Source organism: Kribbella sp. CA-294648, from assembly GCF_050943845.1.
In the GTDB taxonomy this organism is placed as follows: Bacteria; Actinomycetota; Actinomycetes; order Propionibacteriales; family Kribbellaceae; genus Kribbella.
On sequence record NZ_CP191981.1, the window covers coordinates 4,019,309 to 4,045,504 of the forward strand.

Consider the following 26,196-nt stretch of genomic DNA (forward strand, 5'->3'; position numbering starts at 1 on the left):
GTGGTCGCCGTTCGTGTAGAGGGAGGAAGTGGCCGATGGAAACTGATGAGAGGTGGCGTGATGACCGAACCGACAATCCTGCTGAGTGGGCTGGGGATCCCGGAGTCGCCCCGGTGGCATGACGGCCGGTTGTGGTTCTGCAACTGGATCGACCAGCAGATCGTCGCCGTCAGTCCGGACGGTACGCCGGAGTACAGGCCCGCGCCGGACCAGCCGTCGATGGGCTGGTCGATCGACTGGCTGCCCGACGGCCGACTGCTGACGACCGGCGACAAGTTGCGGCGTCACGAGCCCGACGGGTCGGTGGTCGTCCATGCCGAGCAGGGCGGCAATGAGATCGTCGTCGACGGGCGCGGGAACACGTACGTCAACGGCGCGGACTTCGACTTCGCCGGCGGTGAGGCACCCAAACCCGGCTACATCAAGCTTGTCACGCCGGATGGCACGGTCCGTCAGGTTGCGGACGACATCCAGTTCCCGAACGGAATGGTGATCACGCCCGCTGATCGGACGCTGATCATCGCGGAGTCGTTTGCCGGCCGGCTGACCGCGTTCGACATCGACCCGGATGGTGGGCTGTCCAACCGGCGGGTGTTCGCCGAGGGGCTCGGGCCGGACGGCATCTGCCTCGATGCGGAGGGCGCGATCTGGGTCTCGGCCGCCGACTCGTCGATCGTGCGCGTCGCCGAGGGGGGCGAGATCCTGCAGCGGGTCGAACTGACCGAAAGTCAGTCTTCGTTCGCTCTCGCGCTCGGCGGCCCCGACCGGCGGACGCTGTTCATCCTGACCGCTGAGTGGCGGCCGGCCGACAGCATCGCCGACAACCTTGACCGGCTGATCAACGGGCCTCGGACCGGCGCGGTTCTTACCCTCCCGGTCACCGTCCCCGGCGTCGGACGGCCCTAGGATCCCCGATTTGACTCCTTCGAACAGATGTTCGAACATCGGAGTATGACGTCAGGCGCCGGAGTTCTCTGATGGGGTGGGACAACCCGCCGATTCCGTGGTCGGAGTTGGAGCGGAAGTTGTCGGACCGGTCACGGCCGCCCGGGCCCGCTGACGAGCTGCTCGACGCCGACGGGGGAGACGGGCCGGCCTGGTCGCGGCACCGCCCGCCGTACGATCCGGATCCGGCGGACAAACCGCGTCCCCCGGAGGGCCCGGTGGTGCCGTACGCCGAGCTGCACTGCCACTCGTACTACAGCTTTCTCGACGGCGCGTCCTCCCCGGAGCACCTGGTGGAGGAGGCGGTCCGGCTCGGCCTGAACGGGCTCGCGCTGACCGACCACGACGGGTTCTACGGCGTGGTCCGGATGGCCGAGGCCGCGGAGGAGTACGCCGAGCTGCAGACCGTGTTCGGCGCCGAACTGTCCCTCGAGCTGACCAAACCGCAGAACGGGATGGCCGACCCCGAGGGCAGCCATCTGCTGGTGCTGGCCGAGCGCCAGGAGGGGTATCACCGGCTGGCCGGCGCGATCACCGAGGCGCAGTTGCGGGGCAAAGAGAAGGGTCGCCCGATCTATGACCTGGAGGAGCTTGCGGCCATCGGTGGGGACAGCTGGATGATCCTCACCGGCTGCCGCAAGGGCCTGGTACGCCGGGCGCTCGAGCTGGGCGGTCAAGCGGAGGGACCAGCCGCCGCGGCGCGGGAGCTCGACCGGCTGACCGCCTTGTTCGGCAAAGAACGGGTGGTGGTCGAGCTGATCGACCACCAGTTGCCGACCGACAGCACGCGCAACGCGATCCTCGCGCGGCTCGCGGCCGACGCCGGCCTGCCGGTGATCGCCACCAACAACGTGCACTACGCCCAGCCCCGGCGGCACAAGCTCGCCGCCGCGATCGCCGCCGTCCGGGCCCGGCGCAGCCTCGACGCGATGGACGGCTGGCTGCCACCGGCCGGCACGGCGCACCTGCGATCCGGAGAGGAGATGCTCGCCAGATTCCACCGGTACGACGGTGCCGTCGCGCGCACCGTCGAGTTGGCCGACCAACTGGCGTTCAGCCTGCGCGCGGCCAAGCCGAACCTGCCGCACCAGGAGGTGCCACCGGGGTTCACCCCGATGGAGTGGCTGAAGAAGCTGTGCCGCGACGGCGTGAAGAAGCGCTACGCGGACAAGCCCTGGCTGCGCGAGGAGGCCGCCGCCAGGGTCGAGCGCGAGCTGACGGTGATCGAGACGCTCAAGTTCCCGGGCTACTTCCTGATCGTCCGCGACATCGTCAAGTTCGCCCAGCGCAAGGGGATTCTCTACCAGGGCCGTGGTTCGGCGGCGAACTCCGTGGTCTGTTACGCGCTGGAGATCACGGCGATCGACCCGGTCTTCTACAACCTGCCGTTCGAGCGCTTCCTGTCCGCGGCACGCGAGGAGGAGCCCGATATCGACGTCGACTTCGACTCCGACCGGCGCGAGGAGGTGATCCAGTACGTCTACGGCAAGTACGGCCGGCGCAACGCGGCCCAGGTGGCGAACGTGATCACCTACCGCCCGAAGCTCGCAGTACGGGACATGGCCAAGGCGCTCGGGTTCAGTACCGGGCAGCAGGACGCGTGGTCCAAACAGGTGGATGCGTGGGGCGCGGTGCGCAGCAGTGTCGATCACGACATCCCGCCGCCGGTGGTGGCGCTGGCCGAGGATCTGCTGAAGTTTCCGCGGCATCTCGGCATCCACTCCGGTGGCATGGTGCTGACCGACATCCCGGTCGGGCACGTCGTACCGGTCGAGCACGCCCGGATGGAGAACCGGACCGTGCTGCAGTGGGACAAGGACGACTGCGCCTGGATGGGGCTGGTGAAGTTCGACCTGCTCGGGCTCGGCATGCTGGCCGCGCTGCAGTACGCGATGGACCTGGTCCGCAAGCATCTCGGCGAGGACTGGACCCTGGACACGATCCCGAAGGAGGAGAAAGGCGTCTACGACCAGCTCTGCAAGGCGGACTCGGTCGGGGTGTTCCAGGTGGAGAGCCGGGCGCAGATGAGCACGCTGCCGCGGTTGCGGCCGCGCAGCTTCTACGACCTGGCGATCGAGGTCGCGCTGATCAGACCCGGGCCGATCCAGGGTGGCGCGGTGCATCCGTTCATCCGCCGCAAGCTGGGGGAGGAGCCGGTCACCTACCTGCATCCCAAGCTGGAGTCGGTCCTGGAGCGCACCCTGGGCGTGCCGCTGTTCCAGGAGCAGCTGATGCAGATCGCGATGACGGTCGGCGGGTGTACCGGCGAGGATGCCGATCTGCTCCGGCGCGCGATGGGTTCCAAGCGAGGCGTGGAGAAGATCTCTTCGCTGCGCACCAAGCTGTACGAGGGGATGGCGGCGAACGGCATCACCGGCGAGACCGCCGACCAGATCTACGAAAAAATCGAAGCCTTCGCGAACTTCGGCTTCGCCGAATCCCACTCGATCAGCTTCGCCCTCCTCGTCTACGCCAGCACCTGGCTCCGCCTCCACTACCCAGCAGCCTTCCTAGCCGCCCTCCTCCGAGCCCAGCCCATGGGTTTCTACTCCCCCCAATCCCTGGTAGCCGACGCCCGCCGCCACGGCGTACAAGTCCTCCGCCCCGACATCCAAACCTCCCACATCCACCCCACCCTCGAACCAGGCTCCATCGTGGTTGCTACTGGTAGTGATGGTTGTTTGGAGAAGAAGCAGGGTGAGGTGGGGAAGTTTGATCCGGAGGTGCCGTTCGATGCGGATGTGCATCGGCGGGATGGGGGGTTGGTGGTGCGGTTGGGGTTGGCTGGGGTGAAGTCGGTGGGGGTGCCGGCGGCGACTGTGATCGTGGAGGAGCGGGAGAAGAACGGGCCGTACGCCGACATGGCGGATCTGGTGCGGCGGACCGGGCTGACCGCAGTACAGGTGGAGGCTTTGGCTACTGCGGGGGCGTTCGACTGGTTCGGGTTGTCGCGGCGGCAGGCGTTGTGGAATGCGGGACGTGCTGCCGAGGAGCGGCCTGGGCATTTGTCTGGGGTGAGCAGTTCCGGTCCGCCGCCGATGTTGCCCGGGATGACCGGGATGGAGACGACGATGGCCGACCTGTGGGCCACCGGCATCTCACCCGACGACCACCCGATCCGCCACGTCCGCGCCGCCCTCGACGCGCGGGGCATCCTGCGGGCGAACCAGCTGTCCACCGCCGAGGACGGCAGCCGCGTGTACGTCGGTGGGGTGGTGACCCATCGCCAGCGCCCAGCCACGGCGGCCGGCGTCACCTTCCTCAACCTGGAGGACGAAACGGGCATGATCAACGTCGTCTGCTCCGGCGGCGTCTGGAACCGCTATCGCCGGATCGCCCGGGAGTCGAGCGCGATGATCATCCGGGGACGCCTCGAACGCTCCTCCGGCGTCACCAACCTGGTCGCCGACAAACTGGAACGCCTCCCCCTAGCCGCCAAAACCACCTCCCGCGACTTCCGCTGACGCGCGCACGACCGCAGCCGCGAGGTCGAGGTCTGCGCGAAATCTCCTGAACCTGCTCGGCATCGGCCGGAGCCCATCACGACCGGAGTGCCGGTTGTACTGCGTGCGTCGCCGCCGTCCCACTCACCACGGCGCTGGTCGCGTCTGCCAGTGGGCGCTTGGCGATCGTCTTCTCGGTGATCCGGTTCGGGGTGAGCCGGCCGGAGCGCGCATGGCGACCGGGTGCCGGTTGTACTGCGTTCGGCTGCCAGCGGGCGTAGGGCGTCGGCCTCATCCACGAGTTGCTGTCGAGGTTGACGGTCCGCCGCGGGACATTAGCTGAGTGCTGAGAGGACGATTATCAGCAGGATTACGGCGAAGACGACGCCGATCAGGCCGAAGATTGCGCCGATGCCGTTGCGTTTTACCTTGCTGTGGCCGATGCTGCCGGCTGAGGCGAACTGGTGATACGGGGATGCGTAGAACACCGGTACCACCTGGTTCGGCTGCACTGTGCAGTCGAGCATCGCCTTGCCGAAGACGCGCATCCACTGCGAGTAGATGCCGATGCGCAGCGGTCCGGCAGGTACCGGGATATCGTTCCGGCCGTATTTGACCGGTACTGGGTAGCCGTTCAGGTGGACTGTCGGCGGGATCATGTTGCTCGTCAGCGAGCTGCCCTGGATGGTCAGGTGAAGCATCCCCATCGGAGCCGGCGGCTGGTACGGAGGCGGGTACTGCTGCGGCTGCGGGTGTGGCTGGAACGGCGGCGGCTGCTGCTGGGTCATGCTGCCTAACGATAGGGCGCGTCGGCAGCGCAGGTTGGTCTGGTCCTGCTGGTGGCGTCAGGTGGTTTGAGATGGGGTGGGGGTTAGACGGCTTGGCGGAAGGTGATGGTGGCGCCGAAGGCGGTGGTGGCTGGGACGAAGACGTCACCGGTCGGCGTTCGTCGTACTGGGATTGCGTGGTCACGCAGCAGGTTTTGGGTTGTGGTGAGGTCGCGGACGGCGACTGTGCAGGCGACGAGAGCGGGTAGAGCGGGCGGGCGTTCGCCGGGTAATGAGGTGTCGAGTGCCGATTCGGGTAGCAGGGTCAGCGTGGTTCCGTCGAGGTCGAAGACCCGGGTGGAGCCGTCTGTGCGGGGTGGGCGGCCGAGGTAGCTCTCGTACCGGGTCTGGATTGCGTTCAGTTCGGAGTCCGCGCAGCAGAGCGTCGCTCCGACGAGACCGACTGCGCCGTTGGGGTGATCGGTCAGTCGGGTCGCCTGGATCCGTTGGTCCAGCTCGGCGACGACGCCGATCCTGCCCTCGGCCACCGCGCCCGGCTGCTCCCCATCGATTTCCAGGTAGCGGACGGTCTCGATCTCGGTGCCGGCCGGACGGCGCACAGTGTTCACCCCGCCGTGCCGCACGCCGGCGGTTGCCAGCCGCGCGGCGGTGAGGTCGATGTCGGGCGAGGAGAACATCAGGATGTGCAGACCCTCGAAGCGTTCCAGGCAGGCGGCCAAGTTGGCGCTGGTGGCGTTGATTCGCTCCAGCAAGGTGGGCAGCACCTCGGGCGGAGCCTGCAACGGAACCAGCGATGCGTCCACCGGCACGTGCCCGCCGGCGTCGACGACCGTGGCCAACTCGAGGAAGTCGCGGGGAAAGTCGGCATGGGTGTTCGCCGCGCCGAAAGGTTCGGGCTCGGCGCCTTCCCGGCTCGGCATCGCGGGATAACTCGGTGCCGGTACGACGAATCCCAGCCGGCGGTAGAAGGCGAGCGCGGCAGGCATGTCGCGAACGACGTGGCCGACATGGTGCAGACGAAGCAACTCAGCTGCCATGAAAGTGACCCTAGAAGTAGCTCGACCGAATGGTCAAACTATCTCCGGAGGGCGTACCGTCACCCAGGTGGGCGAACAGACAGACCAGCACATCGACGGCCGGCGGGTTCGGTACCAGCACCGGCGGCCCGAACTGCTCGCCGCGGTGGCCGGCTACGTCCTGACGCACGGTTTCGCCGGGCTGGCGATGCGACCGTTGGCCGCGGAGGTGGGTGTCAGTCATGGCACTCTGCTGCACCACTTCGGTACGAAGGAGAACCTGATCACCGAGGTGATCGAGCTGCTGCGCCAGCAGTTGGCCGACGCGGCTGAGCTGGCCGGCTCGCCTGCCGACCTGAGAAGCCTCGCCTCTTGGTGGCAGAAGACGACGAGTGCTGAGCGGCTGCCCATCTACCGGCTGCTGTTCGAGGTGTTCGCGCAGGCCGTGCGGGAGCCGGCGCAGTACGAGCGCTTCCTGCAGCAAGTCGTCCGGGACTCGCTGACCTTGATGGAAGGCTTGGTCGGGGCCGACGGGTGTCCTCGCGAGCAAGCGCCGCTGGTGGCCTCGATGATCGTGGCCCAGGCGCGCGGGCTGCAGTTGGACCTCCTCGCCACCAACGATCGTGACCGGGTGGACCGAGCCTTCGCGCTGTTCGTCGAGCTCGTCGATGGGTTGAAGCAAACCTGGCCCGAGCGTGGCCGCTGACTGAACAGCCCGTCGGCCTCCAAGACGTAGCCTGAGGGCGTGGACGATCTTCGCGGTCAGGTCAGGTTGTGGGCGCAGAAGTGGCGTTGGTATCAGCGCAATGCGTTTCCCTGGAACCGGGCGCGGATCAACTGGCACCTGATGCGGCGGGAGGCTTTTGCTCGCTGGCCGTTGCACGGCAACGTGCTCGAGGCGTTCGCGGACGGGCGGCTCGAGGTCGGTGCGAACACGATGTTCGAGCCGGACGTGTGGATCACGATCGGGGACGAGGGCAGGGTGCGGATCGGCCAGGGGGCGTTCCTCAACATCGCGGTGATGGTTGCCGCCGTGGACTCGGTCGAGATCGGTTCGCACTGCATGCTCGCCAACGGGTGCTTCGTAACGGACGCCAACCATCGTTTCGATGACCCCGACCGGCCGGTCCCGTGGCAAGGGTTCGATTCCAAGGGACCGACCCGGATCGGCGACAACGTCTGGCTCGGTGCGAATGTCGTCGTCACCAGCGGCGTGACCATCGGCGAGCGATGCGTCATCGGCGCCAACAGCGTTGTCACCCAAGACATCCCGCCGTATTCCGTTGCGGCCGGCGCCCCCGCCAAGGTCCTCCGCACCATCACCTACCCAGCAACCCACACGCACCAGCCGGGCTGACCTTGTGCACGACCTGAGCGTCGCTGAGCGAACCCGACGCTCAGGCGGTGCACGGAGTCGACGGGCTACTTGGTGTAGGCGGCGTACGGGACGAACTGGTCGGTGATGGTGATGCCAGCTGTCCAGAGTTTGGTCGGGGTCGTGGCGACCGTTGTCAGGACGCCTTCGGCGTTGGTCGGGCTGCCGGCGTCGACGAAGGCCGAGCCGCGCAGGCGCAGTACGAGGGGCTTGGCCTTGATGATGTCGCCGTCGATCTCGAAGCGCTCGCCGACCGCGACTGGACGATTGTTGCGTAGGGCAACGTCATGGAGCTGGGCCGGGCCGGCTGGTGCGGGCACTCGTTTCCACGACACTCCGTCGTAGTGCAGGATCATCGGGCGTTCGCCAGTCGGACCACCGCCATGGTGTACGCCGACCGCCCAGATGTCCTTCGGTCCCACGGCCGCCAGCGCGGTCGGAATGTGGGAACCGTCGCTCGGCACGTCGTCTACCAGCTTCCAGCTCTTGCCGTCGTAGTGAGCCATCCCGGCATTGAGACCGAGCCAGGCGTCGGTCGGGGAGATGACCGTCAGGGCGTTGCCATTGATGGATTGTTCCAAGCCGCTGGCCAGCCGGTGCCACTTGCGCCCGGCGTACCGGTAGACGACTGCGTGTTCCGCTCCGTTGACGTCGGCCCAGCCGGTCATCCACGGGGTGCCGTCGGGTGCGATCGTGACGTCGCCGAACGAGCCGGTCGGTACGCGCGGCCCCGGTACGACGCGCCACGCGGACCCGTTCCAGTGCATGACGAGCGGTTTCGGCCGGGCGGGGTCGGCGCGATTCTCACCGACTGCCCAGACGTCGGTGGGCCCGGCGATCGCGACGCTCTCCAGTGTCGAGTTGGTCCGCATCGGCTGCGGCGTCGCAACCCACCGGCCGGCCTTCCACCGAAGCGCGAACGGCCGCTCTTGTTCGTCGTCCACCAGATCGCCGCCCACCGCCCAGGTCGCCGCGGGATGCGCAGCCACGTCGTTGAGGAACCCGGCTCCCCGACCGACCGGAGTCTCCGTCCACACAAACGAAGCCGCCACCCGCCCGGCCCCGGCACCAGTCAAACCGGCACCAGTCAAACCGGCACCAGTCAAACCGGCACCAGTCGCCCCGGCATCAGCCGCACCGGCGTCAGCTGAGCCGGCACCAGTCGCCCCAGCAACAGTCGAACCGGTGACCGTCAACGCCACCACCGAACCCAGCAGAGCGAGCCGCCGGCCGATAACCCCAGTTTGCTGCCTCACAGCGCGCCTCCAGTTGGTATCCAAAGACCTCGTCAACCAGGTAGACGCCGCTACACCGGCCTCGGTTCGGTGAGGAGTTCCGCTAGCCTCTCCGCGAGGTTGATGTAACGCGGCAACTCCGGTCCCGAGCGAGCCCGCCGGAAACCGTGGCGGCGGCCCCAGAACGCGGTCTGGACGGCGTGCAGCTGCGACCACCGCTGGACGCGTTCCCGATCGAGCTCGGCGGCTTCGCTGAAGACATCCAGAAAGCGAAAGACAGCCTTCGCAGGATCGGAAGTCACCAGGAGGGTCAGCGCGCGCGTCTTGAGCAGAGTGCCGGCGTCGTACGCCGGATCGCCCGTGCAGCCCTTGGGATCGATGGCCAGCCAGGGTTCGCGATCGGCGCGCAGGATGTTCCTGCCATGGAAATCACCATGCACCAGCAGCTCCGGCTGGACACGCCCGAACTCCCGGATCGTCGCCCTGGCAGCGTCCACCACGCGGCGCGACATCCCATGCGACAGCTCGCCTGCATCCCTCACAAGCCGTTCGTCCCACTCATCGGCTTGGTCCCGAAGCCTGGGCAGCTCCGGCGGACCGGCGATCGCCAGCCGATGGTTGAGCCGACCGGCAACGCGAGCGATCTCATCCTCGTCACCGACCGACGCAAGCGTCATCGAGTGAGCCCGCTCCAACAGCATCGCGTACTGCGCATCGTCCCGCTCGTGCAGCACCACGGCACCGCATCCGCGCCATGCCGCAAAGGCATCCGGCTCATACACGTTGCCGGGATGAGGAAACGACACCTTCAGTACTGCGTCTCCGACGTCCCGCCGACGGACCGGAACAACAACTCCGACGCCGCCGTACATCAGCTCACCGTGTGGCTCGCAGTCCCAGCGCTCCAGCAGTTCGGCCACCAACTCGGGTAGCAGCATGAGCCACCGCGTGCCGGCGTCTCCTTCGCGGTCGACCGTGGATCGGGCGAACGCCTGTGGGACAACGATCATCGAGGCAGGGTATGCGGCGAGAGGGGTGGGCCGACGGCGGGCACGGATTGCCGCCGCGGCCCGGGACGGACTGGAGGCCAGGCGTCGCTGCATGAAGGTTGTGCGCGGACTGCCGCGACCGGGTTGCTTCAGGCGCGGGTTCGTTGGGTGGTGGCTATGCAGGTTAGGACGATTAGGGCGGTGGCTATGGCTAGTGGGGGGAGGTGTTCGTTCATCAGGAGTACGGCCCAGAGGAGGGTGATCAGGGGTTGGGCTAGTTGGAGTTGGCTGGCTTTGGGGACTCCGATGAGGGCCATGCCGCGGTACCACGCGACGAAGGCGCCGAATTGGGAGATGAGGGCGATGTAGGTCATGCCGGTCAGTGCCTTGGTGGTCAGGTGGATTGGTTCGTGGGGGAGGGCTAGAAAAGTGACAGCGGCGGAGACCGGGAGGGCCGCTACGACTCCCCACGCGATCACTTGCCAGCCGGGGAGGTGGGTCGCTAGGCGGCCGCCCTGGGCGTAGCCGGCGGCGCACAGGAGTAGAGCGCCTATGAGGTAGGCGTCGCCGGCTGTCGGCCGGCCGTGGCTTTGCAGGAGAGTGAAGGCGCCCACTGCAAGAGCACCGAGGCAGGCGGCCGTCCAGAAGGTGCGGGAGGGGCGGCGGCCGGTCAGTAGAGATGAGATGACTGCAGTGGCCAGCGGCAGGATGCCGATGACTACGGCTGAGTGGGCAGTCGTGGAGGTCTGCAGGGCCAGGGTGGTCAGCAGAGGGAAGCCGATCACGCAGCCGCCAGCCACGGTGAGCAGACCCGGCCAGTCAGCCCGGGCAGGGACAGGCACTCGCGCTGCACCCAGACAGATCGCCGCCACCAGGCCGGCGAGGAGCGCCCGTAGGCCGGTCGACGTCCACGGCCCGAAGCCGTCCAGTGACCAGACCGTGGCCGGGAAGCTCAGCGAGAAGGCGACGACTCCGAGCGCGGCGAGGAGCGTTCCGGTGCGCACCGATATCGCGATCGGGACAGTAGCGCTATCTTGGGCTGTCATGAACAACAGTAGCAGTGTGGCTCGTCTGGTCGCGGCTCTGCGCGATGAGCTGGACCGCTACTCCGAAGGCGAGAAGATCCCGTCCAGCCGGGCCCTCGTGACGCAGTACCAGGTCAGTCCGGTGACGGTCTCGCGGGCGATCGCCTCGCTGGTTGCCGAAGGGCTCGTCAGCTCCCAGCCGGGCGCCGGTGTCTTCAAGGCGGCTGCACGCCGAAGAGTCGCGCCGGGAGACCTGTCCTGGCAAGAGGTCGCCCTCAGCGCCGACCCGCCCCATGCAGCTCTAGACGTCGGCCCCCGTACTGCGGACGCCGCCGGGGTGCTCGCCACCCTCACCTCCCCACCACCCGAGGTCATCGACCTCAACGGCGGCTACCTCCACGTCGTACTCCAGCCGGAGCGCGCACTAGCCGCCGCACTAGCCAGAGCGGGTCGCAGACCAGGCACCTGGTCGCGGCCGCCGGTGGAGGGAGTCACTGAGCTTCGGGAGTGGTTCGCTCGGGACATCGGCGGACTGTCCGGTTCACTCGATGCCTCCGACGTACTGATCACCAGTGGAGCCCAGAGCGCGCTGACCACCGCGCTGCGAGCACTAGCGGTCCCGGGCTCGCCAGTACTCGTTGAGTCACCCACCTACCCCGGCATGCTCGCCGTAGCTCGCGCGGCCGGCTTGCGCCCAGTCCCTGTGCCGGTAGACGCAGACGGCGTCCGAACAGACCTGCTGGCTGACGCCTTCGAGGCCACGAGGGCGCGGGTCTTCGTCTGCCAGCCGCTCTTCCACAACCCCACTGCGACAGTCCTGTCGCCACAGCGGCGTCGCGAGGTGGTTGAGGTCGCTCGAGCCGCAGGAGCCTTCGTGATCGAAGACGACTTCGCCCGCCGCCTGGTGCACAGCGATTCCCCACCCCTTCAGCCCGCAATGGCAGCAGACGACCCGGACGGCGTAGTGGTCCATGTCCGGTCGCTGACCAAAGCTGCGTCGCCCAGTCTGCGAATCGGAGCCCTGACCGCGCGCGGCCCGGCGTACGAGAGGTTGCGGGCGGTCCAGGCCGTCGACAGCCTGTTCGTGCCAAGGCCGCTGCAGGAGACCGCGTTGGAGTTGGTCGGCTCGCCTGCCTGGGCCCGTCATCTCCGCACGCTCACTGATGCACTGCGCGACCGCCGGCTCGTCCTACTCAAGGCACTGGCCACCACGCAACTACTACCGGCCAACGAACCCAGAGGCGGCTATCACCTCTGGCTGCGCCTGCCAGACGGCTCCAACGACCGTGCCATCGCCGCCGCAGCCCTGCGCCGCGGGGTAGCGATCACGGCAGGCACTCCATACTTCACAGCAGAACCACCGGCGCCGCACCTCCGCCTGAGCTACGTCTGCACGCCAAACTCCGCCCAGCTGGAGGAAGGCGTCCAGCGCCTCCACCAAGCGCTCAAAGAAAGCTAGAGCGAATCGGCGCGACTTGTCAGGTAGCGCTGCTCCGGGGTGCTGAGAGTCAGACGGGCGGCACGGCGGTAGGCATCGCGGGCGGCATCCTTGTCGCCCGCAAGCTCCAGCAGATGGCCGCGGACCGCCTCGACCCGGTGGTGGTTCTTCAGCGACGGATCATCAGCGGCAGCCGACAACCGCTCCAGCCCGTACGCCGGGCCGTGCACCATCGCCGCGGCCACGATCCGGTTCAGACTCACCATCGGGCCGGGAGCGAGCGTCTCCAGGAGTTCGTAGAGCACCAGGATCTCGCGCCAGTCGGTGTCCTCAGCTCTCGCAGCCTGGCCGTGGACAGCGGCGATTGCCGCCTGCAACTGATAGGGACCGATCGGTGCCGTCCGCAACGTTGCCTCGATCAACTCGGTGCCCTCAGTAACAAATGCCTGGTTCCACAACGAGCGGTCCTGTTCGGGCAGCGGGACCAGCGCGCCGTCCGGCGAGGTCCTGGCCGGACGACGGGCGTCGGTCAGGAGCATCAGTGCGAGCAGCCCTGCCACCTCGCCTTCCGTGGGGAGCTGGGCGTAGAGCTGCCGGGTCAGCCGAATCGCCTCGGCGCTCAGCTCGACGCGATGCAGGCTCTCGCCCGAGCTCGCCGTGTAGCCCTCGTTGAAGATCAGGTAGAGCACGTGCAGGACCGCCGTCAGCCGCTCCGGCACCTCGTCGGCCGGTGGCATCCGGAACTCCGCGCCGGCCTTCTTGATCGACGCCTTGGCCCGGCTGATCCGCTGCCCGACCGTCGACTCCGGCACCAGGAACGCGCGCGCGATCTCGTCCGTCGTGAGCCCGCCGACCGCACGCAAGGTCAGCGCGATCTGGGACGGGGGAGTGAGGGACGGATGGCAGCACAAGAAGAGCAGTGTGAGCGTGTCGTCAACTGCCGGAGCGGCGGCGGGCTCCACGGCTGACAGAGCGACGGCTTCCTCGCGTCGCTGCCGGGCCGCCTCGTTCCGCAGGATCTCGATCCGTCGCCGGGACGCGACGGTGATCAGCCAGCTCCGCGGGTTGTCCGGCACCCCGTCGACGGGCCACTGCTGCGACGCGGCCAGCAACGCTTCCTGTACTGCGTCCTCGCAGGTGTCGAACCCGCCGTACCGGCGGACCAGTGGGCCGACGATCTGCGGCGCCAGCTCGCGCAGCAGCTCCTCGATGGCGGGCATCAGCCGAGTGCGCTCAGGTCCCGGATCGGCCGGACCTCGACGATGCTGTACGGCGCCTCGGGGATCTGCGGCACGATTTCCAGCGCGCGTTCCATGCTGTCGCAGTCGAGCAGGTAGAAGCCGGCCAACTGCTCCTTCACCTCGGCGAACGGGCCGTCGGTGGTGATCGGCCGGCCGCTGTCGAAGCGCACCTGCTTGGTGGCCTCGGGCTCGGCCAGCGAGTGCGAGACGACCAGCTCGCCCGCGGAAGTGAGCGCCTCGTTCAGGGCGGTGTAGCCGGTCATCGACTCCCGCTTCTGCTCGTCCGACAGCCCGTCCCAGACCTTGCGGGACTCGGGGTTGCCATAGATCAGCACCAGGAACTTCACGCGGACTCCCCTCGACAAAACCTCAGCCCACCATAGAACGGGGAAGGGCCGGAGTTGATATGTAGGAGAAAACCTACCTATACTCGAGCCTATGGCCCGCCCGAGTGTTGTTGCCGATGGCATCGAGGATCGCGTGTTCGCCGCGCTCGCCAGTCCGGTCCGCCGGGAGGTGCTCCGGCTGCTGCGCGACGACGGGCCCCAGCCCGTGCAGCAGCTCGCCGACCACTTCGAGATGGCAAGACCGAGCTTCTCCGAGCAGTTGCGCGTACTACGCGACGCCGGGCTGGTCAGCGAGCGCAAGGAGGGGCGGCAGCGCATCTACCGGCTGGAGCCCGTTCCGCTGGCCGAAGTACAGGATTGGCTGAGTCCGTACGAACGGTTCTGGCGTGAGCGGATGTCCGAGCTGGGCAAGGTGCTCGACCGGATGGAGGACGCATGAGCGACCCGACCACGATCGAGGTCGACACCTACTATCCGCATCCGCCGGCGAAGGTCTGGCGGGCGCTCACCGAGCCCGAGCTGATCGCGCAGTGGCTGATGCCCGGTGACTTCCGGCTGGAGGTCGGGCACCACTACACGATGGAGAGCCGGGCGATTCCGTCGACCGGATTCTCCGGGCTGGTCCAGGCCGAGGTGCTCGGCTTCGAACCGGAGAAGGTCGTGCGGATCGGCTGGCGCGACGCGGCCGATCCGGACCGGGTGGACTGGACCCTGACCTGGACGCTCGAGCCCGAAGGTCGCGGCACCCGGCTGTTCCTCCTGCACGAAGGCTTCGACCCCGACGATCCACTCCAACGCCAGGCCCACACGATCATGAACGGCGGCTGGCGCACCGGCGTACCGAAGGCTCTGGAATCCCTGCTCGCCTCGCTCTGAATCCATCACCACCTCACATCACCTGCAGGAAGGTCTACTTCGTCATGTCCGAAAACGCTGACCGCTTCGCCCGGGTCGCCCGCGGCTTCCTCGACCGGATCGAGGCAGTTCCCGCCGATCGCTGGGACGACCCGACCCCGTGCCCGAACTGGACCGCACGCCAGGTCGTTGCCCACGTCATCAACGAGCAACGTCGCGTGCTGGCCACCGTGCGCGGCACCGAGCCCAAGAGCCTGTACGGCGTACCGGTGACCGAGATGGGGGTGGTCCCCGAGCCGGAACCCGATGCCGACTTGGCCGCTGCCTGGCGTGAGATCGGCGCGGGACTCGTCGAGGCGATCGACGACCCGGCTTGTGCCGATGCCCAGTTGCCGACGCCGGTCGGGTTCATGCCGTTCGGCGAGATGCTCGGTGCGCTGCCCGAGGACGTACTGATCCACAGCTGGGATCTGGCTCGGGCGACCGGGGGAGACGAACGGCTCGATCAGGAGGTGGTTGCGCACGTCTACGAGAAGTTCAAGCCGATGGACGAGGCGCTGCGGCAGCCCTGGGCGTTCGGTCCGAAGGTCCCGCCGCCGGCCGGCGCCGACCTGCAGACCGAGTTCCTCTGCTTCGTCGGCCGGCGGCCGTAGTACGGGCTCCAGCTACGGGAAGATCTCGATCGGATCACCTTCGGGTCACCGGTCCGCGGGCGCCGTAGCCCCGCTGTTGTGAATGCGTTCACCTAGTCGGGGAAGAACCCGGCCTTCCCCGGTGTGGCCGGGCGAAACCCCGTGGCGGGCCCAAGTACAGTAGCGACCGGGACAGGGGCGCCGCTCGCGGTCGCCCGATTCGGGAGCAGGGGGAGAGGATCGCGTGCCGGAGTTGGAAGTGTCCGACCGGGTGCTGACGATCCCGAACGCGCTCAGCTTCATCAGGTTGCTCGGCGTACCGCTGTTCCTGTGGCTGATCCTCGGTCCGGAGGAGGACGGCTGGGCCCTGGTCGTGCTGATGATCTCCGGCTTCACCGACTGGGCCGACGGCCAGATCGCGCGCCGGATGAACCAGACGACGCGGCTCGGTCAGATGCTCGACCCGGTCGCCGACCGGCTCTACATCTTCGCCACCGTGCTCGGTCTCGCGCTGCGCGACATCATCCCGTGGTGGCTGGCGATCGCGCTGCCGTTGCGGGACCTGCTGCTCACCTTCACCCTGCCGGCGCTGCACCGCCGCGGCTTCAACGCGCTGCCGGTGCACTTCCTCGGCAAGTCCGCGACCTTCTGCCTGCTGTACGCCTTCCCGCTGCTCCTGCTCGGCGACGGTGACAGCACGCTGAACATGCTGGCCCGCGTCTTCGGCTGGGCCTTCGCGATCTGGGGGACCGCTCTGTACTACTGGGCCGGTGCTCTGTACTTCGCTCAGTTGCGCCACCTGATCCAGACCGTGAAGCCGATCAAGGACCCGGCGGGTTAGTCGTGACCCAGTCTCCACCCGGATCTCCCCCCGGCCAGGCTCCACCCGGGCAGCGCCGCGTCGACGCGTCCATGTCGCTGCTGAACAACCTGATGGCCCACCCGCTGGACGAGGGGTACGCCGTCGCGGCGCGCTCGCGGCGTCCGCAGGGGGAGAAGCCCAAGAGGTCGCACCGGATCATCCTGGTGATCGCGCTGCTTTTCCTGGGGTTCCTGCTGGCCGTCGCCGCGTCGCAGAACTATCGCAGCGCGCCCGAGGCCGAGAAGCAGCGCAAGGAGCTGATCGCCCGGATCAACCAGGCCGACGGCCGGTTGGACGACCTGCGGGGCCGGCAGACCAAGCTGGCCGACGAGGTCCGGAGCCTGCAGGCCGGCGGGCTGAGCAACACGAGCGAGGGTGCCGCGCTGCAGCAGAAGCTGGACGACCTCGAACTGCAGACCGGTGCCGTCGCGGCAACCGGTCCGGGGCTGAAGGCGGTCGTCGACGACGCCAAGGACTCCGACGACAAGCAGGGCCGGCTCCTCGACGTCGACCTGCAGCAACTCGTCAACGGGTTGTGGACGGCGGGGGCCGAGGCGATCTCGGTGAACGGTCACCGGCTCACGTCGCTGACCGCGATCCGGGGTGCGGGCAGTGCCATCACGGTCGACTACAGTTCCCTGACCCCGCCGTACACGGTGCTCGCGATCGGGGACACCGCGACCATGCCGGCCCGGTTCGCGCAGAGCTCGGGTGGCCAGTGGGTGCAGTACCTGGTCAGCAATTTCCAGATCCGGATGACCATCACGACGGAGGATTCCTTGCTGGTGCCGGCCGATTCCACCATCGCGCTGCGGTACGCGAAGGTGGGTCCGAGATGATCGCCGTCCTCGGCCTGGTGATCGGCGTCGTCGTCGGTCTGCTGGTCGCTCCCGACGTGCCCGACTGGGCCCAGCCGTATCTGCCGATCGCGGTGGTCGCGGCGCTGGACGCCGTCTTCGGTGCGCTGCGCGCGTTCCTGGACGGCATCTTCGACGACAAGGTGTTCGTCGTGTCGTTCGTCTCCAACGTGCTGATCGCGGCGCTGATCGTCTACCTGGGCGACCAGCTCGGCGTCGGCTCCCAGCTGTCGACCGGCGTGGTGGTCGTGCTCGGCATCCGTATCTTCACCAACATGGCGGCGATCCGCCGCCACGTCTTCAGGGCCTGACATGAGTACCGACGACCCCACCCCGCCACCCGAGCAGCCGAAGCCGGACAAGCCGGCCGAGCCGGAGCCCGTCGTACCGGAGCCGGCCGAGCCGAAGCCTGCCGTACCGGAGAAGCCGGCCGAGCCGAAGCCCGCAGTACCGGACAAGCCGGCCGAGCCGAAGCCCGTCGTACCGGGCAAGCCGGCCGAGCCGAGGCCTGCCGTGCCCGAGAAGCCGGCGGAGCCGAAGCCCGCGGTACCGGACAAGCCGGATGAAGTGAAGCCTGTTGCGTCCGAGCAGGAGGCGCCGGTCAAGCCGACGCCGATGCCCAAGCCCAAGACGCCGAACCTGGCGCTGCGGCGACTGCGGGCCGGGTTCAAGCCGTCGCGCGGTCAGGCGATCGTGGCCGTTGTGCTCGCCCTGGTCGCCTGCATGGCGGTCGTGCAGGTCCGGGTGAACCGGGCCGACGACGGCTACCAGAACGCCCGCCGCGAGGACCTGATCGCGATCCTCGACGGCCTGGGCCAGAACACCCGCCGGCTGGAAACCGAGATCACCGAGCTGGAGGCGCGCAAGAACACGCTGACCTCCAGCGCGGACAAGGCGCAGACCGCCCGCGAACAGGCCGAGCAGCAGGTGCGCGTGCTCGGCATCCTGGCCGGTACGCTGCCTGCCCAGGGCCCCGGCGTCCGGATCACCCTGAACGACCCGAACACCAAGATGCAGTCCAGCAACCTGCTGGACGCGATCGAGGAACTGCGCGACGCGGGCGCCGAGGCGATCCAGATCAACGGGCAGGTCCGGGTGGTGGCCAGTACCGACCTGGTCGACGACGCGCCCGGGGTGAAGATCGACGGCGAGAAGGTGCAGTCGCCGTACGTGATCGAGGCGATCGGGGAGTCGCACAACCTGGCCGAGGCGGCCAACTTCCCCGGTGGGCTGGTCAGTGAGGTGACCGGTCCGCAGATCGGCGGCACGGCCGAGGTGACCGAGCTGCCGCAGGTCCAGATCACTGCCTTGCACGTCCCGGAGGAGCATCGCTACGCTCGCCCGGCGCCCAGCCCGACCAAGTAGCCGGACCAGTACCGCAGTACCGCAGTACCGCGCATTTCCTCAGCTGCAGTTCCCTTTGAGTGATGGAGGACCGAGGTGTACCCCGAAGACCTGAAGTACACGGCCGAGCACGAGTGGGTGAAGGGCGGCGAGGGCCCGGTGCGGGTCGGTATCACCGACTTCGCGCAGGACGCGCTCGGCGACATCGTGTACGTGCAGCTGCCGGAGGTCGGGACCGCGGTCCGGGCCGGCGACTCCTGCGGTGAGCTCGAGTCCACCAAGAGCGTCAGCGACCTGTTCGCGCCGCTCAACGGCACCGTGCGCGCCGTCAACGAGGCGCTCGCCGACCAGCCCGACCTGGTCAACACCGACCCGTACGGCGAGGGCTGGCTGCTCGACATCGAGGTGGACGACGACGAGGAGATCGAGGCGTTGATGGACGCCGAGACCTACAAGGGACAGCTCGAACAGAGCTGACCGGCCGCCGGCGCCCCGCCAACCCTCGGCCAACTTCGGTCGCGGGGCGCTAGCTGGTAGGTTCATCAGACCTCAACCGCCGGTCGAGGGTTGGGGTCGCAGTCCACACTTGTCATACGGGGCCAACTGAGAACGTCGCCGGACCGCCGGCGATCGGGAGGATCACAGCATGCCGTTCTGCAACCAGTGCGGGCACGAGAACTCCGAGGGCAGCAGGTTCTGCTCGCAGTGCGGAACGATGCTCCCTGGCGCGGACCGTCCGGTGACCGCCCCCGGCGTGACCGACACCGCGATGCTCACACCGATCAGCGTCGAGCCGGAGACCGAGCGGTTCGACTCCGGCGAGCAACTGTCCGCCGAGGACGAGGCCGCCGTCGGCGCGCTGCCGCAGGGCTCGGCCCTGCTGATCGTCCAGCGCGGCCCGAACGCGGGCAGCCGGTTCCTGCTCGACGTCGACGTGGTCACGGCCGGCCGGCACCCCGACAGCGATATCTTCCTGGACGACGTCACCGTGTCCCGGCGGCACGCGGAGTTCCGCCGTGACGCGTCCGGTGTCAAGGTCCGCGACGTGGGCAGCCTGAACGGCACCTACGTCAACCGGGACCGGATCGACGAGCTGCAACTGTCGAACGGCGACGAGGTGCAGATCGGCAAGTACCGCCTGGTCTACTACGCCAGTGGTCAGGCCTGACCCAGCGGTCGGAGACTCCGGCTGGCGCGACGGGGTCGGGGCCGGGGCGAACGCCGTCGGGAGCCACAGCATCGGTGAGGTGCTGCGGCTCCTGCAGACCGAGTTCGCCGACGTGACGATCTCCAAGATCCGCTTCCTCGAGGCGGAGGGGCTGGTGACCCCGGCCCGGACGGCGTCGGGGTACCGCAAGTTCAGCGCGGCCGACATCGAGCGGCTGCGCTATGTGCTGACGGCGCAGCGTGATCAGTACCTGCCGCTGAAGGTGATCAAGGAGCACCTGAGCGCGATGGACCGGGGACTGCGGCCGCCTGCCGCCGGTGGCCGGCCCGCGGCGCCGGAACAGTTGCCTCAGCCCGCTGGTCTGCCGGATGCCGAGGACTTCTCGACGTACGGGACCGAGCTGAAGCTGACCCGGGACGAGCTGCGCGAAGCGGCGGGCATCACCGCCGAACTGCTCGAACAGCTGGAGAGTCACAACCTCGTGGTGGCCCGCGGCAACCATTACGACGGGGACGCGATCCTGATCGCCAAGGCGGCCGCGGAGTTCGCGCAGTACGGGGTGGAGCCACGCCACCTGCGGCCGTTCCGGGCGGCGGCCGATCGGGAGGTGGGCCTGATCGAGCAGGTGGTCCAGCCGCGGCGCGAGGACAAGACGCTGGAACTGGCCGCCCTGGCGGTTCGGTTGCACGCGGCACTGGTCCGCTCCCGCCTCACCCGCTGACCCCGGTACTACGCGCCGCCGGGCGGCGGTGGGGCAGCCCCGGCCTGGTGCGCAGAGTAGGCTGGACGTGTGCGCGAAGTCGACGTGGTCGGAGTCCGGGTTGAGATGCCCTCGAGTCAGCCGATCGTGCTGCTCCGGGAGGTCGGCGGCGAGCGGTACCTGCCGATCTGGATCGGTGCGGCCGAAGCGAGCGCGATCGCTTTCGCCCAGCAGGGGATGGAACCACCCCGGCCGCTGACCCACGACCTGTTCGCGGAGACCATCCGGATGCTCGGTCACACCCTGAGCCAGGTCCGGATCGTCAACCTGACCGACGGCGTGTTCGAGGCGATCCTGGTCTTCGACGACAAGACCGAGATCTCCGCCCGCCCGTCCGACTCGATCGCGCTGGCCCTGCGCACCGGGACCCCGGTCTTCTGCACCGAGGAGATCCTGGCCGAGGCCGGCATCCCCGTCCCGGACAGCGAGAACGAGGACGACGAGGTGGTCGAAGAGGAAGAGGTCGAACGCTTCCGCGAGTTCCTCGACCAGGTCACCCCGGAAGACTTCGACAAGAGCTGACCAGCAGGCTCCCTCGGCTGCCGGCGGAGAGGTCGTGACAGCCGGTTTGAGTCAGGGTGGTACAAGGCCGGACAGGTAACGATTCGTGTCGGTGGCGCGACACGCCTCCGGCTCGGGGCGGTTGTCGTTGACCGGGCCTGGGTGGCGGCTTACCTTGAAGGAGTTGTGGGGTGTTGTAACTCCACGGATGTGATCCGTTCCAGTCGGTACCCAGGGAGGCTCAGGCGTGACACGCACCGGCGACACTGATCTGACGGCGCAGTCGACGTCCGAAGCACACGCCGAGGCGGCCGCCAGCGCCGGCGTCCAGGGTTTGCTGTTCGACGACGACCTGTCGCCGATGCCCGACGACGTCGGTTTCCGCGGCCCGACCGCGTGTGCCGCGGCGGGGATCACCTACCGCCAGCTGGACTACTGGGCCCGGACCGGGCTGGTTTCGCCGTCCGTGCGTCCGGCCACCGGTTCCGGCACCCAGCGGCTCTACGGTTTCCGCGACGTGTTGTTGCTCAAAGTGATCAAGCGGCTGCTCGACGCGGGCATCTCGCTGCAGCAGATCCGCAGTGCCATCGCCCACCTGAGCAAGCGTGGCATCGATGACCTGACCCAGATCACGCTGATGAGCGACGGCGCCTCGGTCTACATGTGCACCTCGCCGGACGAGGTCATCGATCTGCTGGCCGGCGGCCAGGGGGTCTTCGGGATCGCGCTCGGTGGCGTCTGGCGGGAGGTCGAGGGTTCGCTGTCGGAGCTGCCGACCGAGCGGCTCGACGCGCACGGCGAGACCGACCAGGCGCACGCGAACGACGAGCTGGCTGCCCGTCGCCGCGCCCGGATGACCGGCTGAGGTACGCTCGACCACAGCCGTACACAGCACTCGGGAGAGTCTCAGCAACGTTGTTTGGCTGGGCGCCGAAGGGGCAATTCCTCCCCGGAACCTCTCAGGCCCATGGACCGAGTGCCTTAGGCGACTCTGAAGCGTGCGCTGCGTGACAGAGGGGGAGGCCACCGGCAACTGTCAGCAACGGAGCCTCTTCAATGACTGCGTCAGATTCCTCCACCCCAACGCCCCAGTCGCCGGTCTCGGCGGTGTTCGCCGACCGGCACATCGGCCCGCGCCCGGACGAGGTCGCCCGGATGGTACAGGCCCTCGGGTACGCCGATGTCGACGCGCTGGTGGATGCCGCCGTGCCCGCGTCGATCCGGTCGACCGAGCCGCTCCGGCTGCCCGAGCCGGCCTCCGAGGTCGACGCGCTGACCGAGCTGCGCCAGCTCGCCGCGCGCAACACCGTCGCCACCTCGATGATCGGCCAGGGGTACTACGGCACGTTCACCCCGTCGGTGATCGTCCGCCGCCTGGTCGAGAACCCGGCCTGGTACACGGCCTACACGCCGTACCAGCCGGAGATCTCGCAGGGCCGGCTGGAGGCGCTGCTGAACTTCCAGACCGTCGTGTCGGACCTGACCGGCCTGCCGACCGCGAACGCGTCGCTGCTCGACGAGGGCACCGCCGCCGCTGAGGCGATGACGCTGGCCCACCGCTCCAACCGCAAGAGCAAGAGCAACCGCTTCCTGGTCGACGCCGACTGCTTCGCGCAGACCATCGCCGTCGTCGAGACCCGGGCCGAGGCGCTCGGCATCGAGGTCGTCGCCGCCGACACGACCGACGGACTGCCCGAGGGCGACTTCTTCGGGTTCCTGGTCCAGTACCCCGGGTCCGGCGGTGTCGTCCGCGACCTGAAGCCGCTGATCGCCGCGGCGCACGAGCGGGAGACCCTCGTCGCCGTCGCGTCCGACCTGCTCGCCCTGACGCTGCTCGAAGCGCCGGGTGAGGCCGGGGCCGACATCGTCATCGGCTCGTCCCAGCGCTTCGGTGTCCCACTCTTCTACGGTGGCCCGCACGCGGGATTCATGTCCGTGCGTTCCGGCCTCGAGCGCTCACTGCCGGGCCGGCTGGTCGGCGTCTCGGTTGACGCGGACGGTGCACCGGCGTACCGGCTGGCTTTGCAGACGCGCGAGCAGCACATCCGTCGCGAGAAGGCGACCTCCAACATCTGTACTGCGCAGGTGCTGCTGGCCGTCGTCGCCTCGATGTACGCCGTCTACCACGGTCCTGACGGACTGAAGGCGATTGCCGACCGGGTGCACCGCAACGCGGACAGCCTCGCCGCATCGCTCAAGGCCGGTGGCGTCGAGGTTGTGCACGAGCAGTTCTTCGACACCGTGCTGGCTCGCGTGCCCGGCCGGGCGGCTGACGTCGTGGACAACGCCCGTCAGAACGGCATCTGGCTGCGGCTCGTCGACGCGGACCATGTCGGCATCTCCTGCGACGAGAAGACCGACGCCACCGCGCTCGGCCGGGTCTGCCGCGCCTTCGGAGTCACGTACGACGCGACCCTCGGCGGCGGCAGCCTGCCCGAGACGGTCCTCCGGACCTCGGAGTACCTGACGCACCCCGTCTTCAACACCCACCGGTCCGAGACGGCGATGCTGCGTTACCTGCGCAAGCTGTCGGACTACGACTACGCGCTCGACCGCGGCATGATCCCGCTCGGCTCCTGCACGATGAAGCTGAACGCGACCACCGAGATGGAAGCGGTCACCTGGCCGGAGTTCGCCGACATGCACCCGCTGGCGCCGATCGAGGACGCCGCCGGGTACGTGAAGCTGATCGGCCAGCTGGAGCGCTGGCTGGCCGAGGTGACCGGGTACGCGAAGGTCTCGATCCAGCCGAACGCGGGCTCGCAGGGTGAGCTCGCGGGTCTGCTGGCGATCCGTGGCTACCACCGGGCCCAGGGCAACGAAGACCGCAACGTCTGCCTGATCCCCGCCAGCGCGCACGGCACCAACGCGGCCTCCGCGGTGATGGCCGGGATGAAGGTGGTTGTTGTCAAGGGCAACGACGACGGCACGATCGACCTGGCCGACCTGCGCGCCAAGGCCGACGAGCACGCCGAGAAGCTCGCGGCGATCATGATCACCTACCCGTCCACGCACGGCGTGTACGAGGAGAGCGTGACCGAGGTCTGCCAGATCGTCCACGACCACGGCGGCCAGGTGTACGTCGACGGCGCGAACCTGAACGCGCTGCTCGGGCTGGCCAAGCCCGGTGAGTTCGGCGGCGACGTGAGCCACCTGAACCTGCACAAGACGTTCTGCATCCCGCACGGCGGCGGTGGTCCGGGTGTCGGTCCGGTCGCGGTTGCCGAGCACCTGGCGCCGTACCTGCCGAACCACCCGCTGCTCGACCAGGCCGGCCCCGAGTCGGGCGTCGGTCCGATCAGCGCGGCGCCGTTCGGGTCGGCCGGCGTGCTGGCGATCTCCTGGGCCTACATCCGGATGATGGGCGCCGAAGGGCTGACCTCGGCGACGAAGGCCGCGGTGCTGACCGCGAACTACGTGGCCAAGCGGCTCGAGGACGTCTTCCCGGTGCTCTACACCGGTGAGAACGGCCTGGTCGCGCACGAGTGCATCCTGGATCTGCGGCCGATGACCAAGGAGACCGGGATCACCGTCGACGACGTCGCGAAGCGGCTGATCGACTACGGCTTCCACGCGCCGACGATGTCGTTCCCGGTCGCGGGCACGCTGATGGTCGAGCCGACCGAATCCGAGGATCTGGGCGAGCTGGACCGGTTCTGCGACGCGATGATCGCGATCCGGCACGAGGTCGACCGGGTCGCGGCGGGGGAGTGGCCGGCCGGCGACAACCCGCTGGTGAACGCGCCGCACACCGCGTCGTCGGTGATCAACGACAAGTGGGAGCACGCCTACACCCGCGAAGAGGCCGCGTTCCCGCAGTCGGTCGACCGCACCACGAAGTACTGGCCGCCGGTCCGCCGGATCGACGGCGCCTACGGCGACCGCAACCTGATCTGCTCCTGCCCTTCCCCGGAGGCCTTTGAGTGACGCTTCGCCCTGACACTGCCGCAGCCTTGTACGCCGACGTTGCGGCAGCCCAGAGTGAGTGGCGGTTGCCCTCGATCAATGCCGGTGTACTGCGGGATGGCGCACTGGTGTGGACGGGGTCGCGCGGGCAGTTCGCGGACGGGCAAGGGCTGGCGCCCGGGCCGGACGTGCAGTACCGGATCGGGTCGATCACGAAGACGCTGACCGCGGTACTGATCATGCAGTGCCGCGACGACGGTTTGCTCACCCTGAATGATGCCGTGGGCAAGCATCTTCCGGGGGTGGCGTTCGGTGACCTGAGTGTTCGGCAACTGCTGGCGCACTCGGGTGGGATGAACGCCGAGCCCGAAGGCCCTTGGTGGGAACGCAATCCGGGCGTCTCCTTCGACGAGCTGACCGCCGCGATGGACGAGTCGCAGGCGGCCGGCAAACCCGACCGGCGGCACCACTACTCGAACCTCGGCTACGCGTTGCTCGGTGAGATCGCCGCCCGGTTGCGCGGCGCCCCCTGGATGGAGCTGGTGGCGTCGAGAATCCTCGACCCACTGGAGATGCGCCGTACGACGTACTTCCCGGTGGCGCCCGCCGCGCAGGGGTTCTCGGTGCATCCGTTCAGTGGCCGGCTCGAGCCGGAGCCGGCGTACGACTCGATGGCGATGGCGCCGGCCGGGCAGTTGTGGAGCACGATCGAGGACCTGGCGAAGTACGCCGCGTTCTGGATCGATCCCGGCTACGAGATCCTCAACCGGGACACCGTCGACGAGATGGCCGCGCCGGCGGCATCGGATCCGCGCGAGGCGCTGACCGCGTCGTACGGGTTGGGGTTGCGGCTGCATGCCGACGACCCACACCTGTTCGTCGGACACACGGGGTCGATGCCTGGCTTCCTGGCCGGGTTGTTCGTCGACCGGGCCCGGCGGATCGGTGCCGTGACGCTGGGCAATGCGACGTACGGGAAGTGCGCGTCGGTGCCGCTCGACCTGATGCGCACGCTCGCGACGTACGAGCCGCCGCTGCCGGCCGAGTGGCTGCCCGAGCCGGAGCTCGCTCAGGGCGGGGAACTGCTGGGGCATTGGTATTGGGGCAACACGCCGCTGACGATGTCCGTCTCGGGCGGCATCCTGCAGCTGTCCGGAGCGATGTCCTGCCGCTTCTCGCCGCTCGGTCCCGATCTCTATCGCGGCCGGGACGGCTACTTCGCCGGCGAGAAGCTTCGCGTCGTCCGCGAGGGCGACGCCATCACACATCTGAATGTGGCGACTTTCACGTTGACCCGGACCCCTTACGGTCGCTGAGTCGTTCGCCAACCACCGCCGCTCCGGGCAGGGCCGGGCGGCGGCTCTCGCATGTGTGACATCACGCACAGCACCCCGGTTGACACCCACAGCTCCGAGGTTAGTAAGTTAGGGCCACCTAAGTAAGGGCTGCCTTACTCAACAACTTTCCCA

The 26,196-nt window shown here is 68.4% G+C and carries 27 protein-coding genes and 1 riboswitch; of the genes, 19 read left to right on the forward strand and 8 right to left on the reverse strand.

The window, feature by feature from the left end:
• Positions 1 to 60: 60 nt before the first annotated feature.
• Positions 61 to 906 (forward strand): SMP-30/gluconolactonase/LRE family protein, encoded by an 846-nt coding sequence (locus tag ACQPYM_RS19120; RefSeq protein ID WP_433022485.1) that lies wholly within the window; start codon positions 61 to 63, stop codon positions 904 to 906.
• Between the two features lie 71 nt (positions 907 to 977).
• Positions 978 to 4,409 (forward strand): error-prone DNA polymerase, encoded by a 3,432-nt coding sequence (locus tag ACQPYM_RS19125; protein WP_433022486.1) that lies wholly within the window; start codon positions 978 to 980, stop codon positions 4,407 to 4,409.
• A gap of 76 nt (positions 4,410 to 4,485) precedes the next feature.
• On the opposite strand, the gene ACQPYM_RS19130 is transcribed toward ACQPYM_RS19125, so the two are convergent.
• From ACQPYM_RS19130 to ACQPYM_RS19140, 3 genes are all read right to left on the reverse strand, one after another.
• Complete coding sequence (locus tag ACQPYM_RS19130) at positions 4,486 to 4,683, reverse strand: hypothetical protein (RefSeq protein WP_433022488.1); 198 nt, start codon at positions 4,681 to 4,683, stop codon at positions 4,486 to 4,488.
• A 40-nt stretch (positions 4,684 to 4,723) separates the two neighbouring features.
• Positions 4,724 to 5,176 (reverse strand): hypothetical protein, encoded by a 453-nt coding sequence (locus ACQPYM_RS19135; RefSeq protein ID WP_433022490.1) that lies wholly within the window; start codon positions 5,174 to 5,176, stop codon positions 4,724 to 4,726.
• A gap of 83 nt (positions 5,177 to 5,259) precedes the next feature.
• Complete coding sequence (locus tag ACQPYM_RS19140) at positions 5,260 to 6,213, reverse strand: VOC family protein (protein WP_433022492.1); 954 nt, start codon at positions 6,211 to 6,213, stop codon at positions 5,260 to 5,262.
• Positions 6,214 to 6,280: 67 nt separating this feature from the next.
• Between ACQPYM_RS19140 and ACQPYM_RS19145 the strand changes: the two genes are divergently transcribed.
• Together ACQPYM_RS19145 and ACQPYM_RS19150 are read left to right on the forward strand one after the other, a co-directional pair.
• Positions 6,281 to 6,898: a TetR/AcrR family transcriptional regulator gene (locus ACQPYM_RS19145; RefSeq protein WP_433022494.1), complete on the forward strand. Its 618-nt coding sequence runs from the start codon at positions 6,281 to 6,283 to the stop codon at positions 6,896 to 6,898.
• A gap of 39 nt (positions 6,899 to 6,937) precedes the next feature.
• Positions 6,938 to 7,549, forward strand: a complete 612-nt coding sequence (locus ACQPYM_RS19150) for an acyltransferase (protein ID WP_433022496.1) — start codon at positions 6,938 to 6,940, stop codon at positions 7,547 to 7,549.
• 65 nt (positions 7,550 to 7,614) lie between these two features.
• Here ACQPYM_RS19150 and ACQPYM_RS19155 read toward each other — a convergent pair whose 3' ends face one another.
• The 3 genes from ACQPYM_RS19155 to ACQPYM_RS19165 form a co-directional block, all read right to left on the reverse strand.
• On the reverse strand, positions 7,615 to 8,556 hold the full coding sequence (locus tag ACQPYM_RS19155) for a hypothetical protein (RefSeq protein ID WP_433022498.1): 942 nt from the start codon (positions 8,554 to 8,556) through the stop codon (positions 7,615 to 7,617).
• A gap of 317 nt (positions 8,557 to 8,873) precedes the next feature.
• Positions 8,874 to 9,812, reverse strand: a complete 939-nt coding sequence (locus ACQPYM_RS19160) for an aminoglycoside phosphotransferase family protein (RefSeq protein ID WP_433022500.1) — start codon at positions 9,810 to 9,812, stop codon at positions 8,874 to 8,876.
• 128 nt (positions 9,813 to 9,940) lie between these two features.
• Entirely contained in the window at positions 9,941 to 10,795 is an 855-nt protein-coding gene (locus tag ACQPYM_RS19165; protein WP_433022502.1) for a DMT family transporter, read from the reverse strand.
• Positions 10,796 to 10,835: 40 nt separating this feature from the next.
• On the opposite strand from ACQPYM_RS19165, the gene ACQPYM_RS19170 reads away from it, so the two are divergent.
• Positions 10,836 to 12,275, forward strand: a complete 1,440-nt coding sequence (locus tag ACQPYM_RS19170; RefSeq protein ID WP_433022504.1) for a PLP-dependent aminotransferase family protein — start codon at positions 10,836 to 10,838, stop codon at positions 12,273 to 12,275.
• On the opposite strand, the gene ACQPYM_RS19175 is transcribed toward ACQPYM_RS19170, so the two are convergent.
• The gene (locus ACQPYM_RS19175) at positions 12,272 to 13,474 is read right to left on the reverse strand and encodes an RNA polymerase sigma factor (RefSeq protein ID WP_433022506.1); all 1,203 of its coding nucleotides are present in this window, start codon (positions 13,472 to 13,474) and stop codon (positions 12,272 to 12,274) included. The two genes, ACQPYM_RS19170 and ACQPYM_RS19175, sit on opposite strands and share 4 nt — an antisense overlap.
• Positions 13,474 to 13,842, reverse strand: coding sequence for a YciI family protein (locus ACQPYM_RS19180; RefSeq protein WP_433022508.1), 369 nt, complete (start codon positions 13,840 to 13,842; stop codon positions 13,474 to 13,476). Before ACQPYM_RS19180 ends, ACQPYM_RS19175 begins: the two co-directional genes overlap by 1 nt.
• A gap of 91 nt (positions 13,843 to 13,933) precedes the next feature.
• Between ACQPYM_RS19180 and ACQPYM_RS19185 the strand changes: the two genes are divergently transcribed.
• The 14 genes from ACQPYM_RS19185 to ACQPYM_RS19250 all read left to right on the forward strand — a co-directional run bounded on the left by ACQPYM_RS19185 (position 13,934) and on the right by ACQPYM_RS19250 (position 26,043).
• A complete protein-coding gene (locus tag ACQPYM_RS19185; RefSeq protein WP_433022510.1) occupies positions 13,934 to 14,281 on the forward strand; it encodes an ArsR/SmtB family transcription factor in 348 nt (115 codons plus the stop codon).
• Positions 14,278 to 14,718 (forward strand): SRPBCC family protein, encoded by a 441-nt coding sequence (locus tag ACQPYM_RS19190; protein WP_433022512.1) that lies wholly within the window; start codon positions 14,278 to 14,280, stop codon positions 14,716 to 14,718. Before ACQPYM_RS19185 ends, ACQPYM_RS19190 begins: the two co-directional genes overlap by 4 nt.
• Before the next feature lie 44 nt (positions 14,719 to 14,762).
• Entirely contained in the window at positions 14,763 to 15,350 is a 588-nt protein-coding gene (locus ACQPYM_RS19195; RefSeq protein ID WP_433022514.1) for a TIGR03086 family metal-binding protein, read from the forward strand.
• 223 nt (positions 15,351 to 15,573) lie between these two features.
• Positions 15,574 to 16,170, forward strand: coding sequence for a CDP-alcohol phosphatidyltransferase family protein (locus ACQPYM_RS19200; RefSeq protein ID WP_433022516.1), 597 nt, complete (start codon positions 15,574 to 15,576; stop codon positions 16,168 to 16,170).
• A 2-nt stretch (positions 16,171 to 16,172) separates the two neighbouring features.
• Complete coding sequence (locus tag ACQPYM_RS19205; RefSeq protein WP_433022518.1) at positions 16,173 to 17,030, forward strand: DUF881 domain-containing protein; 858 nt, start codon at positions 16,173 to 16,175, stop codon at positions 17,028 to 17,030.
• Entirely contained in the window at positions 17,027 to 17,359 is a 333-nt protein-coding gene (locus ACQPYM_RS19210) for a small basic family protein (protein ID WP_270130514.1), read from the forward strand. Before ACQPYM_RS19205 ends, ACQPYM_RS19210 begins: the two co-directional genes overlap by 4 nt.
• 1 nt (position 17,360) lies before the next feature.
• Complete coding sequence (locus ACQPYM_RS19215; protein WP_433022520.1) at positions 17,361 to 18,413, forward strand: DUF881 domain-containing protein; 1,053 nt, start codon at positions 17,361 to 17,363, stop codon at positions 18,411 to 18,413.
• Positions 18,414 to 18,488: 75 nt separating this feature from the next.
• Entirely contained in the window at positions 18,489 to 18,869 is a 381-nt protein-coding gene (gene gcvH / locus ACQPYM_RS19220; RefSeq protein WP_433022522.1) for a glycine cleavage system protein GcvH, read from the forward strand.
• Positions 18,870 to 19,038: 169 nt separating this feature from the next.
• Positions 19,039 to 19,560, forward strand: coding sequence for an FHA domain-containing protein (locus ACQPYM_RS19225; RefSeq protein ID WP_433022524.1), 522 nt, complete (start codon positions 19,039 to 19,041; stop codon positions 19,558 to 19,560).
• Positions 19,547 to 20,281 (forward strand): transcriptional regulator FtsR, encoded by a 735-nt coding sequence (ftsR, locus tag ACQPYM_RS19230; protein WP_433022526.1) that lies wholly within the window; start codon positions 19,547 to 19,549, stop codon positions 20,279 to 20,281. Before ACQPYM_RS19225 ends, ftsR begins: the two co-directional genes overlap by 14 nt.
• Before the next feature lie 69 nt (positions 20,282 to 20,350).
• On the forward strand, positions 20,351 to 20,842 hold the full coding sequence (locus tag ACQPYM_RS19235; protein ID WP_433022528.1) for a bifunctional nuclease family protein: 492 nt from the start codon (positions 20,351 to 20,353) through the stop codon (positions 20,840 to 20,842).
• Positions 20,843 to 21,068: 226 nt separating this feature from the next.
• On the forward strand, positions 21,069 to 21,686 hold the full coding sequence (locus ACQPYM_RS19240) for a MerR family transcriptional regulator (protein ID WP_433022530.1): 618 nt from the start codon (positions 21,069 to 21,071) through the stop codon (positions 21,684 to 21,686).
• A gap of 21 nt (positions 21,687 to 21,707) precedes the next feature.
• A riboswitch (glycine riboswitch) is annotated at positions 21,708 to 21,806 on the forward strand.
• A gap of 71 nt (positions 21,807 to 21,877) precedes the next feature.
• Positions 21,878 to 24,748 (forward strand): aminomethyl-transferring glycine dehydrogenase, encoded by a 2,871-nt coding sequence (gcvP, locus tag ACQPYM_RS19245; RefSeq protein WP_433022532.1) that lies wholly within the window; start codon positions 21,878 to 21,880, stop codon positions 24,746 to 24,748.
• Positions 24,745 to 26,043 (forward strand): serine hydrolase domain-containing protein, encoded by a 1,299-nt coding sequence (locus tag ACQPYM_RS19250; protein WP_433022534.1) that lies wholly within the window; start codon positions 24,745 to 24,747, stop codon positions 26,041 to 26,043. The genes gcvP and ACQPYM_RS19250 overlap by 4 nt, the downstream gene beginning before the upstream one ends.
• Positions 26,044 to 26,196 lie beyond the last annotated feature (153 nt).

What these genes read in the sequence shown, in the direction of transcription:
- ACQPYM_RS19120 (WP_433022485.1), top strand. Translation starts at nt 61, where the DNA reads ATGACCGAACCGACAATCCTGCTGAGTGGGCTGGGGATCCCGGAGTCG.
- ACQPYM_RS19125 (WP_433022486.1), top strand. Translation starts at nt 978, where the DNA reads ATGGGGTGGGACAACCCGCCGATTCCGTGGTCGGAGTTGGAGCGGAAG.
- ACQPYM_RS19130 (WP_433022488.1), bottom strand. Translation starts at nt 4,683, where the DNA reads ATGAGGCCGACGCCCTACGCCCGCTGGCAGCCGAACGCAGTACAACCG.
- ACQPYM_RS19135 (WP_433022490.1), bottom strand. Translation starts at nt 5,176, where the DNA reads ATGACCCAGCAGCAGCCGCCGCCGTTCCAGCCACACCCGCAGCCGCAG.
- ACQPYM_RS19140 (WP_433022492.1), bottom strand. Translation starts at nt 6,213, where the DNA reads ATGGCAGCTGAGTTGCTTCGTCTGCACCATGTCGGCCACGTCGTTCGC.
- ACQPYM_RS19160 (WP_433022500.1), bottom strand. Translation starts at nt 9,812, where the DNA reads ATGATCGTTGTCCCACAGGCGTTCGCCCGATCCACGGTCGACCGCGAA.
- ACQPYM_RS19170 (WP_433022504.1), top strand. Translation starts at nt 10,836, where the DNA reads ATGAACAACAGTAGCAGTGTGGCTCGTCTGGTCGCGGCTCTGCGCGAT.
- ACQPYM_RS19175 (WP_433022506.1), bottom strand. Translation starts at nt 13,474, where the DNA reads ATGCCCGCCATCGAGGAGCTGCTGCGCGAGCTGGCGCCGCAGATCGTC.
- ACQPYM_RS19185 (WP_433022510.1), top strand. Translation starts at nt 13,934, where the DNA reads ATGGCCCGCCCGAGTGTTGTTGCCGATGGCATCGAGGATCGCGTGTTC.
- ACQPYM_RS19190 (WP_433022512.1), top strand. Translation starts at nt 14,278, where the DNA reads ATGAGCGACCCGACCACGATCGAGGTCGACACCTACTATCCGCATCCG.
- ACQPYM_RS19195 (WP_433022514.1), top strand. Translation starts at nt 14,763, where the DNA reads ATGTCCGAAAACGCTGACCGCTTCGCCCGGGTCGCCCGCGGCTTCCTC.
- ACQPYM_RS19210 (WP_270130514.1), top strand. Translation starts at nt 17,027, where the DNA reads ATGATCGCCGTCCTCGGCCTGGTGATCGGCGTCGTCGTCGGTCTGCTG.
- ACQPYM_RS19215 (WP_433022520.1), top strand. Translation starts at nt 17,361, where the DNA reads ATGAGTACCGACGACCCCACCCCGCCACCCGAGCAGCCGAAGCCGGAC.
- ACQPYM_RS19225 (WP_433022524.1), top strand. Translation starts at nt 19,039, where the DNA reads ATGCCGTTCTGCAACCAGTGCGGGCACGAGAACTCCGAGGGCAGCAGG.
- gcvP (WP_433022532.1), top strand. Translation starts at nt 21,878, where the DNA reads ATGACTGCGTCAGATTCCTCCACCCCAACGCCCCAGTCGCCGGTCTCG.